The sequence below is a fragment of the Herminiimonas sp. CN genome, assembly GCF_000622895.1.
In the GTDB taxonomy this organism is placed as follows: domain Bacteria; phylum Pseudomonadota; class Gammaproteobacteria; order Burkholderiales; family Burkholderiaceae_D; genus AVCC01.
Window position 1 is genome coordinate 18,035 of the sequence record NZ_AVCC01000020.1, and the last position, 12,531, is coordinate 30,565.

13 protein-coding genes and 1 pseudogene are annotated in these 12,531 nt (G+C 60.8%); 3 read left to right on the forward strand and 11 right to left on the reverse strand.

Annotated elements, in window-relative coordinates; all coding sequences use genetic code 11:
• Positions 1–50: 50 nt before the first annotated feature.
• Together pdxH and HMCN_RS0106530 are read right to left on the reverse strand one after the other, a co-directional pair.
• Positions 51–686, reverse strand: coding sequence for a pyridoxamine 5'-phosphate oxidase (pdxH, locus tag HMCN_RS0106525; protein WP_025916626.1), 636 nt, complete (start codon positions 684–686; stop codon positions 51–53).
• A 16-nt stretch (positions 687–702) separates the two neighbouring features.
• Complete coding sequence (locus HMCN_RS0106530; RefSeq protein WP_025916627.1) at positions 703–1,254, reverse strand: hemerythrin domain-containing protein; 552 nt, start codon at positions 1,252–1,254, stop codon at positions 703–705.
• 86 nt (positions 1,255–1,340) lie between these two features.
• Here HMCN_RS0106530 and tcdA point away from each other — a divergent pair, with 86 nt between their 5' ends.
• On the forward strand, positions 1,341–2,198 hold the full coding sequence (tcdA, locus tag HMCN_RS0106535; protein WP_025916628.1) for a tRNA cyclic N6-threonylcarbamoyladenosine(37) synthase TcdA: 858 nt from the start codon (positions 1,341–1,343) through the stop codon (positions 2,196–2,198).
• 6 nt (positions 2,199–2,204) lie between these two features.
• Here tcdA and thpR read toward each other — a convergent pair whose 3' ends face one another.
• The 9 genes from thpR to HMCN_RS0106580 form a co-directional block, all read right to left on the reverse strand.
• Positions 2,205–2,732: an RNA 2',3'-cyclic phosphodiesterase gene (thpR, locus tag HMCN_RS0106540; RefSeq protein WP_025916629.1), complete on the reverse strand. Its 528-nt coding sequence runs from the start codon at positions 2,730–2,732 to the stop codon at positions 2,205–2,207.
• Positions 2,733–2,808: 76 nt separating this feature from the next.
• Entirely contained in the window at positions 2,809–4,272 is a 1,464-nt protein-coding gene (gene rng / locus HMCN_RS0106545; RefSeq protein ID WP_025916630.1) for a ribonuclease G, read from the reverse strand.
• Positions 4,273–4,278: 6 nt separating this feature from the next.
• Positions 4,279–4,899: a nucleoside triphosphate pyrophosphatase gene (locus HMCN_RS0106550; RefSeq protein WP_025916631.1), complete on the reverse strand. Its 621-nt coding sequence runs from the start codon at positions 4,897–4,899 to the stop codon at positions 4,279–4,281.
• Positions 4,900–4,906: 7 nt separating this feature from the next.
• Entirely contained in the window at positions 4,907–5,377 is a 471-nt protein-coding gene (gene rlmH / locus HMCN_RS0106555) for a 23S rRNA (pseudouridine(1915)-N(3))-methyltransferase RlmH (RefSeq protein ID WP_025916632.1), read from the reverse strand.
• Positions 5,378–5,389: 12 nt separating this feature from the next.
• Positions 5,390–6,007: a ribosome silencing factor gene (gene rsfS / locus HMCN_RS0106560; protein ID WP_025916633.1), complete on the reverse strand. Its 618-nt coding sequence runs from the start codon at positions 6,005–6,007 to the stop codon at positions 5,390–5,392.
• Positions 6,008–6,688 (reverse strand): nicotinate-nucleotide adenylyltransferase, encoded by a 681-nt coding sequence (locus tag HMCN_RS0106565; RefSeq protein WP_025916634.1) that lies wholly within the window; start codon positions 6,686–6,688, stop codon positions 6,008–6,010.
• A complete protein-coding gene (gene hemF / locus HMCN_RS0106570; RefSeq protein WP_025916635.1) occupies positions 6,688–7,602 on the reverse strand; it encodes an oxygen-dependent coproporphyrinogen oxidase in 915 nt (304 codons plus the stop codon). The genes HMCN_RS0106565 and hemF overlap by 1 nt, the downstream gene beginning before the upstream one ends.
• A 113-nt stretch (positions 7,603–7,715) precedes the next feature.
• Positions 7,716–8,990 (reverse strand): phosphoribosylamine--glycine ligase, encoded by a 1,275-nt coding sequence (gene purD, locus HMCN_RS0106575; protein WP_025916636.1) that lies wholly within the window; start codon positions 8,988–8,990, stop codon positions 7,716–7,718.
• 55 nt (positions 8,991–9,045) lie between these two features.
• Positions 9,046–9,774, reverse strand: coding sequence for a YebC/PmpR family DNA-binding transcriptional regulator (locus tag HMCN_RS0106580; protein ID WP_025916637.1), 729 nt, complete (start codon positions 9,772–9,774; stop codon positions 9,046–9,048).
• A 102-nt stretch (positions 9,775–9,876) separates the two neighbouring features.
• Between HMCN_RS0106580 and HMCN_RS17410 the strand changes: the two are divergent.
• Positions 9,877–11,372, forward strand: a pseudogene (locus HMCN_RS17410) (helicase HerA-like C-terminal domain-containing protein).
• Between the two features lie 243 nt (positions 11,373–11,615).
• Positions 11,616–12,527, forward strand: coding sequence for a DMT family transporter (locus HMCN_RS0106590; RefSeq protein ID WP_025916638.1), 912 nt, complete (start codon positions 11,616–11,618; stop codon positions 12,525–12,527).
• Positions 12,528–12,531 lie beyond the last annotated feature (4 nt).

Below are 12,531 nucleotides of genomic sequence, written 5' to 3' on the forward strand. Positions count from 1 at the left end.
GCTGAGTCAGTACTGCCTGTTGCGCACCCGTCAAAACATCAGGCCAATGCCTACGGTTGCAGTCGTAACCGGGCCCAGCTGCCATCGGCTTGCAGCTTGAAAGCGATCCTGTCATGCAGACGGGAGCTGCGGCCTTGCCAGAATTCGAGATAGTCCGGAATCAAGCGGTAGCCGCCCCAGTGCGCCGGGCGCAGAGGATGTGCGCCATGTTTTGCTTCGGCATCGGCATAGCGCGTTTCCAGCACTTCACGGCTGGCAACCGGCTCGCTTTGGGATGATGCAATTGCACCGATCCGGCTGCCTAGCGGCCGGCTCTGGAAATAGGCATCATTTTCTTCTGCGGAAATGGGTTCGACGCGGCCCTCGATACGCACTTGCCGCTCCAGTTCGATCCAATGGAACAACAGCGCCGCGTGCTGGTTCTGGTGCAACTCATGTCCCTTGCGGCTTTCGTAATTGGTGTACCAGGAAAATCCGCGCTGATCGAAATCCTTGATCAGCACGATACGTGACGAAGGGCGCCCATTGGCAGCCACCGTTGCCAGGCTCATCGCATTGGCTTCCGGCACTTTTGCCGCGAGTGCTTCATCAAACCATTTCTTGAACTGTGTCATCGGGTCCGCTGCAACATCCGATTCCGACAGGCTGGCGTGCATGTATTCTTTCCTTAAATCTGCTATCGACATCTTCATTCCTGGTTATTTATTGTGTAATTGCACGACGCAAGCGCATCGCTTCGCCTAACTGCGCCATTTGCGCCGCACTGAACAGGCGCAATGCCATCGGTGCGATCCGGGTTTCTTCCTTTTGCATATGACCGGCATATAGTTCGGCGAAAAGGCTGACGTCGCGTTCCTCTAAGAGCAGGCTGTTGGTGCCGGCTTTTTCACCTGCGGCAATGCGCTGCAATTGCCGGTCGAGCACTTGCCACGCAGCATCCATTTGCTGATGTTCCTGCAGAATCAGCGGCAATAACTCTGCCAGCGATGCTGCATCGTCTCCTTGCGCCGAGGTTTGCAGCATCGGCAGCAGGTCTTCCTCTTCATCCGCATGATGATTGTGCGCCGCTTTATTAAAATACTGCAGTATGGATTTTGCGGCTTGTTGTGCGTCAACATCCGCGCCATGTTGCGGCAGATGTGACAACAATCTTTGCATCGTGCCGATTTGTTTGCGGATGCGGTCGTGGCAGTGCTTGAGCACCGCAATCGGCTGATCGAAGCCGGGAACCGGCGTAAATAATGCATTTTGCATGGCGCTACCTCGTTTAACTGTAACCTTGCTCAGTATACATAAAGCATTGGCGCTGATTTTATTGCAGTTTCACTTAAAATGGCGCCATGAACACAATAACGGAACTTGCAACACCGATGCTCCCGGAAGACATCGATTTCGACCGTCGTTTCGGCGGCGTCGCGCGCTTGTATGGCGCTGCAGCGCTGCAGCGCTTTCGGGCCGCACGGGTCTGCGTGGTCGGCGTCGGCGGCGTTGGCTCCTGGGCGGTGGAGGCTTTGGCGCGCAGCGCAATCGGGCATCTGACCCTGATCGATCTCGATAACGTGGCGGAATCGAATGTCAACCGCCAGATCCAGGCATTGTCGGCGACTCTGGGCCAGGCCAAGGTGACTGCGCTGGCGCAGCGCATCGGACAGATCAATCCGTATTGCCGCGTCACCGAGGTCGAGGATTTCGTCGCGCCCGACAACCTTGATGCAATGATCGGCGCGCATGACTTCGATTACGTGATTGATGCCATCGACAGCGTGCGGGCCAAGTCGGCGCTGATTGCCTATTGCAGTGCGCATGCGATACCGCTGATTACTATCGGCAGTGCCGGCGGCCAGATCGATCCGACCAGGATCGAGGTGCGCGATCTGGCCAGAACCGAGCAGGAACCGTTGCTGGCGAAAGTGCGGAAACTGTTGCGCGCCCAGCATGGCTTTCCGCGCGGCGCCAAAAACAAATTCGGCATCGATGCGGTGTTCTCGACCGAGCCTTTGCGTTCTCCCGAAGGTGCCGAGGTCTGCGAGGTGGACGCAGGCGACAGCGCCGGCATCACCGGGCTCAATTGCGCCGGTTTCGGCTCGGCGATGGTGGTTACCGCCTCTTTCGGTCTGGTGGCAGCCGCGCAAGTGTTGCGCAAGCTTGCCGCAGCCGAGCCGCCTGTCGCAAGCAAAGTGGCAGTAACGGCGGATTGATTATTTTCAGACACCTTCAAGCCGGCGCGATGCCAGCAGGCGATAGCGGGGTGCGCTGCCAGTGGTGGTCGATTGCACCAGGGCGACGTGATCGGCGCGCCAGACGATCGCAGTGATCTCCGGCGCGGGAGGCACTACCGCATTCCGAGCCAGTGTGATGTGGGGCTTGAAGTGTGCACCTTGGTCGACCGCGATATTTTGCTCCACCAGCGCTGCAAGCAGGGCCTGTCGAAGCGCCTCCAGCGTGGCGGGCGGATGCTGGCTGCCCGCCCAGGCAATTCTACTCTTGGGAAAATGCCCCAGGCAATCGACGTTCAGCATGATTGCCGCTGCCGGCAGTTCGGCCAGCAATGCCTGCAGTGCCGGCAGCGACGCGGTCGGTTGTGTTCCCAGGAAAACGAGCGTCAGATGCAGGTCCTCGGGGGGCGTTATGCGCCCCTGCAGCGGTGTCTGCAGCTTGATCAGCGCCGAGCGGGTAGCGTCGTCTGGCCATAACGCGTAAAAAAGACGCTGAACGGACTTTTGTGTCTTCATCGCCTTTTAGTCTATTATTCGCCAAGCATCTTATTGCCTTGTGTTTGCAACATGCTGGATATGACAGGCTGTTGAGTTACATCAGGATAATGTCGTACTGTTCCTGCTGATAGACGGTTTCGACCTGCAGTGAAATCGGCTTGCCGATGAAGTCGCCCAGCATCGCCAGGTGCTGGGATTCTTCTTCCAGGAACATGTCGATCACGACTTGCGCGGCCAGAACGCGGAATTCGCGCGGGTTGAATTGTTTTGCTTCGCGCAGCAGTTCACGCAGAATTTCGTAGCAAATGGTGCGCGCGGTCTTGACTTCGCCCTTGCCGCCGCAGGCCGGGCAGGATTCGCATAAAATATGCGCCAGCGATTCACGGGTGCGCTTGCGCGTCATCTCGACTAAGCCCAGCGCGGAGAAGGTGCTGACCGAAACCTTGGTGCGGTCGCGCGACAGGGTTTTCTTGAGTTCGGCCAGCACCGCATTGCGATGTTCAAGGTTTTCCATGTCGATGAAATCGAGGACGATGATGCCGCCCAGATTGCGCAGGCGCAACTGGCGCGCGATCGCATGCGCGGCTTCCAGGTTGGTCTTGAAAATGGTGTCGTCGAAGTTGCGGCCGCCGACATAGCCGCCGGTATTGACGTCGATGGTGGTCATCGCCTCGGTCTGGTCGACGATCAGGTAGCCGCCGGATTTCAGGTCGACGCGGCGCCCCAGTGCACGCTCGATTTCCTCTTCGACGCCATACAGGTCGAACAGCGGGCGCTCGCCGGTGTAGTGCTGCATCCGGCCCAAGACGCTGGGCGTGTAGACGGTGGCGAAATCGTGCAGCCGGATGAAGTTCTCGCGCGAGTCGATCTGGATGTTGGCGGTGTCGTCATGCACAAAATCGCGCAGTACGCGCTGCGCCAGGCTCAGGTCCTGATACAGCAATTGCGGCGCTGCTTTGGTGCGCGACGCATCGGTGATTGCGCTCCATGTTTTGCGCAGATATTCGATATCTGCCTGCAGATCGGCATCCGATGCTTCCTCAGCCATGGTGCGCACGATGTAGCCGCCTTTTTCCTCCGCCGGCAGCAGGCTCTGGACCCGGTTGCGCAGCAGCTCGCGTCCCGCTTCGTTCTCAATCCGCTGCGAGATGCCGATATGCGGATCTTGCGGCAGATATACCAGCATGCGGCCGGCAATCGAAACCTGGGTCGATAAGCGGGCGCCCTTGGTGCCGATCGGATCCTTGACGACTTGTACCGTCAGAGCCTGGCCGTCATGCAGGATTTTTTCGATGGCGGTCGGCGCGGCGCTGGCGCCGTCGTGCGGGCGCGCTTCCCAGATATCGGCAACGTGCAGGAAAGCTGCGCGTTCCAGTCCGATATCGATGAAAGCCGATTGCATGCCCGGCAAAACGCGCACCACTTTCCCCGAATAGACGTTGCCGACCCGGCCGCGCGACAGCGTGCGTTCGATATGCAGTTCCTGGACCGCGCCTTGCAGGATCAGGGCTACCCGAGTTTCCTGGGGCGTAATGTTGATAAGGATGTTTTCACTCATGGAGGCTCATAGTGGCCGGATGCCGGCTTCTTGTAATAGTTGTGTGGTTTCAAACAGCGGCAGCCCCATGATGCCGGAATAGCTGCCGGAGATATGCCGGATGAAAACTGCGGCCAGGCCCTGGATTCCATAGCCGCCCGCCTTGTCGTATGGTTCATGGGTGGCGCAGTAGCGGTCAATCGTTGATTCGGACAAGTCGGCGAACGTCACTTCGGATATCTGGGTCAGTTGCCATGACTGCGCATTGTGGTGCAGCGCAATACTGGTCATCACTTGATGGGTGCGCCCGGATAGCTGCCGCATCATTTCAATCGCTTCGGCGGTACATGCAGGTTTGCCGAGGATCTTGCCGTCGATCACGACCGTGGTATCGGCCGCCAGCACCGGGCGCGAGGGTAGCCGGCGCTTCTGTATCATTTGCCAAGCAAAAGATGCCTTTTCGCCGCATACCCTTGCCACGTATTCGTGCGGCAATTCGTCCGGACGGACGGCTTCACTCACGTCCGGGCCGCGCGCAGTGTGATCGCGCAACTGCAGTATTTCAAATTCGACGCCGATTTGACGTAGCAACTCGCGCCTGCGCGGGCTTTTTGATGCCAGGTAGATTTTCCGTTCGGGTAGCTTCATGGAGTGCTCAGACGCGGTGGTAGGGATGGTTTTGGGTGATCGACCAGGCTCGGTATAGTTGCTCGGCTAGTATGACGCGTACCATGCCGTGCGGCAAGGTCAGGCTGGAGATGCGGATCAGCATCTCGGCGCCGGCCTTGAATTGGGCATCGAGACCATCGGCGCCGCCGATGACCAGGGCGACATCTCGGCCGTCTTGCTGCCATTGCGTCAAATATTGGGATAACTGCACCGAAGTCAGGTCGCGGCCGCGCTCGTCGAGCGCAATGATGCGCGCCCCTTTCGGGAGCGCCGCTTCGATCCTGCTGCGCTCCAGCGCCATCGCGGTCTCGGCCGTCTTGCTGCCGGAACGCTCGACCGGTTTGATTTCCTTCAGATGGATGCGGATTTCGGGCGGCATGCGCTTGCTGTATTCAGTAAAGCCGGCCTCGATCCACGCAGGCATCTTGTGCCCGACGGCTGCGATGACGAGTTGCATGACGCCCGCTGTTTAGCTGGCAGCTTTGGCCCGGGGGGCGCGTTTGGCCGGAGCTTTCTTGGCGCTGGCTGCACTCTTGCTGGCCGCGACCTTGACGGTTTTGCCGACCGGGGGCTTGGCCGCGCGTTTTTTTGCAGGTTCTGCGCCGGTTTTTGCGGCCGGCTTGCGAGTGGATGGCTTTTTGGCCGCCGGCGCATCGTCGACGGTGGTTTGCGATGCCGCCAGATGGCGGGAAACCGCGCGCTTGGGCGCTTCTGCGGCATCGTCGGTTTTTTTCGCGGTGCGCTTGGCGGCGCCGAACTTGACTTCCTTGTCGCCCCAGATTTCCTCCAGCCGGTAGTAGGCGCGGATGGTCGGCTGCATGATGTGGACGATGATGTCGCCCAAGTCGACCAGTACCCACTCGCCGGTGTCTTCGCCCTCCATGCTCAGGACTTCGCCGCCGGCGGCCTTGACCTTGTCGCGCACCGACGCGGCCAGCGCCTTGGTCTGGCGATTCGAGGTGCCGGAGGCGATTACGATGCGGTCGAACAGGCTGGTCAGATGGACGGTATCGAAGACATTGATGTCTTGCGCCTTGACGTCTTCCAGAGCGTCAATGACGAGGGTTTGCAGTTTTTTGAGTTCCATTTAGTTCTTATATAGATGATGTTGTTGAATATAGTCTAGCACTACGGCGGGAATCAGCGAGTTGGGCTGGTCCCCATGTTGCAGCGCGTGCCGGATTTCAGTGGCAGAGATGTCGACTGCCAGGTCCGATGCCAGGCAGGTCAAACCGCACGCAGCATTGCGAATTTGCTCCGGGGTGCCGATGCGCTGGGCGAATTCTGTCGTGACTTCCAGCGGCAGATCCGTCATGTTCAGCGTAAAACCCGGTCTGGATGCAACGCAGATATGGGCATAATCAAACAATTTCTGCCAGTTGTGCCAAGTATGCAATCCCAGCAGCTGATCGGCCCCCATCAGAAACGCAATCGAGCTATCCGGCCCCAGTTCGTCGCGCAGCAGGCGCAGCGTATCGAGCGTGTAACTGGCCTCGCCGCTGACGCTGGTGCGGCGAATTTCCTGCTCGTCGATGACGACCGGCATGTTGGCTGCCGCAAAGGCGAGCCGCACCATTTCGACCCGGTCCTGTGCCGAGGCTTTTAGGCCCTGGGTTTTTTGCCACGGGTTGCCGGCCGGCAGAATGCGCAATTCATCCGGTTCCAGCAGGCGCGAAAAACATGCGGCCAGCGCGATGTGGCCCTGATGGATCGGATCGAAACTGCCGCCCAGCACAACCACGCAGCGCCGCCCCGGCTGGGGGCGCATCAGATCCATTCCCGCGCGATCAGAAATTCGGTGCATAGCCTGGCCTCGACGCTGCCGGCTTGCGGTTTCCAGTCGTAGCGCCATTTGGCCACCGGCGGCATCGACATCAGGATAGCTTCGGTGCGTCCGCCCGATTGCAGGCCGAACAGGGTACCACGATCGAACACTAGATTGAATTCGACGTAACGGCCGCGGCGGTAAGCCTGGAAGTCGCGTTCGGTTTCGCCGTACCGCATATCCTTGCGCCTTGCCAGCAGCGGCAGGTAGGCGTCAATGAAATGATCGCCGACGCTTTGCGTCATGGCAAAGCTTTGGGCGAAATCGAGCCGGTTGAAGTCATCGAAAAAGATGCCGCCGATGCCGCGTGCTTCCTTGCGATGCCTCAGGTAAAAATAGTCGTCGCACCATTTCTTGAATTCCGCATGCAAGCCGCCGTCTTCGCTGTAGCCGACCAGCGCTTGCTTGCAAGTCCGGTGGAAATGGACCGCATCTTCCTCGAAGCCGTAATACGGGGTCAGATCCATGCCGCCGCCGAACCACCAGACCGCCTCCTTGCCTTCTTCCGTGGTAATGAAGAAACGCACGTTCATGTGCACGGTCGGTGCGTATGGGTTGCGCGGATGCAATACCAGCGATACGCCCATCGCTTCCCAATTGCGTCCCGCCAGTTCCGGGCGCGCCGCTGCAGCCGATGGCGGCAGGCTTGTGCCGGTCACATGGGAGAAATTGACGCCGCCGCGCTCGAATACCCGGCCTTCTTCAATCACACGCGAGATGCCGCCACCGCCTTCCGGGCGTTGCCACGCGTCGGAGAGGAACGGCTTGCCGTCGATTTCTTCGAGCGCTGCGACAATACGGCTCTGCAGTTCGAGAAAATAGGTTTTGACGCGTGAAGATGAAGTGGGTGCTGGCATCGGCAGGTAGTAGGAAAAAACACACCGGCGGATTGTACCTTGCCGTGACTTCATGTGAGTGCAAAACGTGCGAGGGCAGCGGCCCGGGTCTCGAGCCGCTGCTCTGCGCGCAATCAGCTAGGGTGGCGGATGGCGCGCCAGCCGATGTCGCTGCGATGCTGGGCGCCGTCGAAATGGATTTTCTCGATTGTGTCGTACGCCTGTTTTTGCGCCATCTTGACGCTATCGCCCAAGCCCACCACGCACAGCACGCGTCCGCCGGCGGTGACCAGCTTGTCATCGCGCAATGCGGTGCCGGCGTGAAACGTAATGCAGTCGGGCGTCTCCGCGGGGATGCCGCTGATCAGATCGCCTGCGCGCGGCGCCTCAGGGTAGCCGGCGGCGGCCAGCACCACGCCCAGCGCGGTGCGGCGATCCCATACCAGCTCTACCGTGCCGAGCGTGCCGTCGGTGGCGTGCTCCATCACCGTGGCCAGATCGCTCTTCAGGCGCGCCATGATCGGCTGGGTTTCCGGGTCGCCCATGCGGCAGTTGAATTCCAGGGTTTTCGGATTGCCTTGCGCATCGATCATCAGGCCGGCGTACAGGAAGCCGGAAAACGGAATGCCGTCCCTGGCCATGCCCTGCACGGTGGGCGTGATGATTTCGCGCATCACGCGCGCGTGCAGCTCGGGTGTGACGATCGGCGCCGGCGAATAGGCGCCCATGCCGCCGGTGTTCGGGCCTTCGTCGCGGTCTTTCAGGCGCTTGTGGTCCTGGCTGCTGGCCAGCGGCAGGATGTCCTTGCCGTCGACCATGACGATGAAGCTGGCTTCTTCGCCGGCCAGGAATTCCTCGATCACGACCCGTGCGCCGGCGTCGCCGAAGGCATTGTCTGCCAGCATCATGTCGACTGCGGCATGCGCCTCTTCTATCGACATCGCGACCACCACGCCCTTGCCGGCGGCCAGGCCGTCGGCCTTGATGACGATCGGCGCCCCTTTGCTGTTTACGTAGTCATGCGCGGCGACGATGTCGGTAAAGGTCTGGTATTCGGCGGTCGGGATCGCGTGGCGCTGCATGAAGGCCTTGGCGAAGTCCTTCGAACTTTCGAGTTGGGCGGCTTCCTTGGTGGGGCCGAAGATTTTCAGCCCGTGCTGGCGAAAGATATTCACGATGCCGCCAGCCAGCGGGGTTTCCGGGCCGACCACGGTCAGTTCGATATGCTCTTTCTGCGCGAATTCCGCCAGCGCCAGCGGGTCGGTCAGCGCAATGTTCTGCAGTCGCGCGTCGAGCGCGGTGCCGCCGTTGCCGGGCGCGACATACACCACTTGCACGCGTTCGGATTGGGCCAGTTTCCATGCCAGCGCATGTTCGCGGCCACCGGAGCCAACTACCAGGATTTTCATAAGTGTTATCGCCAAAAAGTTAAGTGCAGTATATTCGCCGTGCGCGAAACAGGCATTATTCCCCGTCGATGACCGCGTTGGTATACACCTCTTGCACGTCGTCCAGATTTTCCAGCGCGTCGAGCAATTTCTGCATTTTGACCGCATCGTCGCCGGTAAACACGATCTCGGTCGACGGCTTCATGACGATTTCAGCCACTTCGGCCTTGAAGCCGGCTTTCTCCAGCGCATCCTTGACGCTGGCAAACTCGAACGGCGGGCACAATACCTCAATCCCGCCTTCTTCGTCGGTGAGCACGTCTTCGGCGCCGGCGTCGAGCGCCGCTTCCATCAGCGCATCTTCATCGGTGCCGGGGGCGAACAGGAGTTGGCCGCAGTGCTGGAACAGGAATGCGACCGAACCTTCGGTGCCCATGTTGCCGCCGAACTTGGAAAATGCGTGGCGCACTTCGGCCACCGTGCGCACCCGGTTGTCGGTCATGCAATCGACGATGATGGCGGCGCCGTTGATGCCGTAGCCTTCGTAGCGGATTTCCTCGTAGCTGGCGCCTTCCAGGCTGCCGCTGCCGCGCTGGATCGCGCGCGTGACGTTTTCCTTCGGCATGTTGGCGTCGGCCGCCTTGTCCACCGCCAGCCGCAGGCGCGGATTGGTGGCGATGTCGGCGCCGCCCATGCGCGCGCCGACCGTGATTTCCTTGATCAGACGGGTCCAGACCTTGCCGCGCTTGGCATCGGTGGCGGCCTTCTTATGCTTGATATTGGCCCATTTGCTATGTCCTGCCATGGCGTATCTTTCTAAGGCGAGTTCGCTATAATGAATCGAATATTTTATCATACCGGTTCCCGGTCAAATCCCGCCTCACCGCCCTCGAAAAAGCGCCGAACAATGCCAAATCCTCTCCCGATCGCCAAAGATACCCATAGCAAGCCTGCGGTTGATATCGGCCTGCTGCCGAACTTGGTGAATCGGCACGGCTGCATCACCGGCGCCACCGGCACCGGCAAGACGGTGACCTTGCAGGTGATCGCGCAAGCCTTGTCGGACCTCGGCGTGCCGGTCTTCATGTCGGACGTGAAGGGCGATTTGTCCGGCCTGGCCAAGGCCGGCGCGCCTTCCGACAAGATGCGGCAGCGGCTGCAGATGCTGGGCATTGAGGAGCCAGCCTGGTCGGCCTGCCCGGTGACGTTCTGGGACGTGTTCGGCGCAGCAGGCCATCCTGTGCGCGCCACCATTTCCGACCTCGGCCCGCTGCTGCTGGCGCGCATGCTGAACCTGAACGAAACCCAGGAAGGGGTGCTGCAGCTGGTGTTCAAGATCGCCGACGATAACGGCCTGCTGCTGCTGGACGCCAAGGATTTGCGGGCGATGCTGCAGGAGGTCGGCGACAATGCGGCCAGCTTCCAGACCGAATACGGCAATATTTCAGCCGCCAGCATCGGTGCCATCCAGCGCGGCCTGATCGCCATCGAAGAGCAGGGCGGCGACCGCTTCTTCGGCGAACCGATGCTGAATATCGACGATCTGCTGCAAACGGATGCCAACGGCCGCGGCGTCGTGAATATCCTGGCGGCCGACAAGCTGATGAATTCGCCGCGCCTGTATGCGATTTTCTTGCTTTGGCTGTTGTCGGAGCTGTTCGAGAACCTGCCGGAAGTCGGCGACCTGGACCAGCCGAAGCTGGTGTTCTTCTTCGACGAGGCGCATTTGCTGTTCGACGAGGCACCCAAGCCGCTGCTGCAAAAAATCGAGCAGGTGGTGCGCCTGATCCGCTCCAAGGGCGTCGGCGTGTTCTTCGTCACGCAAAACCCGCTCGACATTCCCGATACCGTACTGGGCCAGCTCGGCAACCGGGTCCAGCACGCCTTGCGCGCCTACACGCCGCGCGACCAGAAGGCGGTCAAGGCGGCGGCCGACACGTTCCGCCCGAATCCGGCGCTCGACACCGCGCAAATCATCACCGAACTCGGCGTGGGCGAGGCGCTGGTGTCGTTTCTGGACGAAAAGGGCCGGCCGAACGTGGTCGAGCGCGCGTTCATCCTGCCGCCGGCGTCGCAGATCGGCCCGATCAGCGCGGCCGAGCGGCAGGCGGTGATGGCGGCCTCGGTGGTGGCCGGAGTGTATGAAAAAACGCTCGATCGCGCCTCGGCTTACGAAAGCATCAGGAACCGGGTGGCAGCTGCGGGAGCCTCGCCGCGTGGTGCACCGGCCGAGGCCGCGACCGACGGTGGCGGCCTCGGCGGCTTGCTGGGCGGCCTGTTGGGCGGCGGCAGCGGCGCGAATCGCCGGTCGAGGCGATGGTGAAATCAGCGGCGCGCAGTATCGGTTCGCAGGTGGGGCGCGAGATCATTCGCGGCGTACTGGGTTCGCTGTTCAAGCGCTAGCCCCGCGCTAACCCCACGCTAACCCCGCGTCAAGCCGGCATGGATGTGGCAAGGAGCCGTGCGCGGCTGCTCTGCAGTAATTTCGAATTGTATTTATACTGCTATTGGTATTTTTAATTGTGGCAATACAATATTGCGGTAATCCGATAATTTATTTGCATACCCCGTCTATTTACGTGGCATCACAATGACCGGGCAGCATGCATGCGAGCATGCGCGGCGTCATCTGGAAATATTTTGAACATGACCACCTCCCCTTTGCAGCAGGCGGCGCGCAAGGAATTCCTGATCGGCCTGGCGATTGCGGTTGCCGGCGCGGTGCTTTTTTCCGGCAAGGCGATCGTCGCCAAGCTGATCTACCGCTATCCGGTCGATGCGATTACCCTGCTGGCGTTCCGGATGCTGTTCTCGGTGCCGGTGTTCGCCGCCGTCGCGCTCTGGCAGGGCTGGTCGGCGGCGCCGTTGTCGGATGCCGATCGGGCCCGCGTCGCGGTGCTGGGCTTGCTCGGCTACTACCTGGCCAGCTTTCTCGACTTCCTCGGCCTGCAGCACATCAGCGCCGGGCTGGAGCGGCTGATCCTGTTCCTGACCCCGACTTTCGTGCTGCTGTTGTCGGTGTTTATCTTCAAGAAGCGCATTTCCCGCTTCGAGTGGGGCGCGCTGGCAGTGTCGTACCTGGGCACGGTATTCGTGTTCATGCACGACGTCAGCCGCGGCGGCAGCAACGTCTGGCTGGGCGGCGCGTTCGTGCTCGGCAGCGCGGTGTCGTATGCGCTGTACCTGATTTTTTCCGGCGAGCTGCTGCAGCGCGTCGGCACCCTGCGCCTGGTGGCGTACGCGATGTGCGTCTCCAGCGTAGCCTGCATCGGCCAATTCTTCCTGCTGCGGCCGCTCTCGATGCTGCTGCAGCCGCTGCCGGTGTACGGGCTGTCGCTGGTGAATGCGCTGTTTTGCACCGTGCTGCCGGTATTCATGACGATGATTGCGGTGGCGCGTGTCGGCGCCGGCACCGCTTCGCTGGCGGGCATGGTGGGGCCGGTATCGACGCTGTTTCTGGCGGCCGTCATTCTGGGCGAGCCGGTGACCGGGATTCAGCTGACCGGCACCGCGCTGGTGCTGTGCGGGATGTACCTGTTATCACGAAAGAAATCTTAGGAGG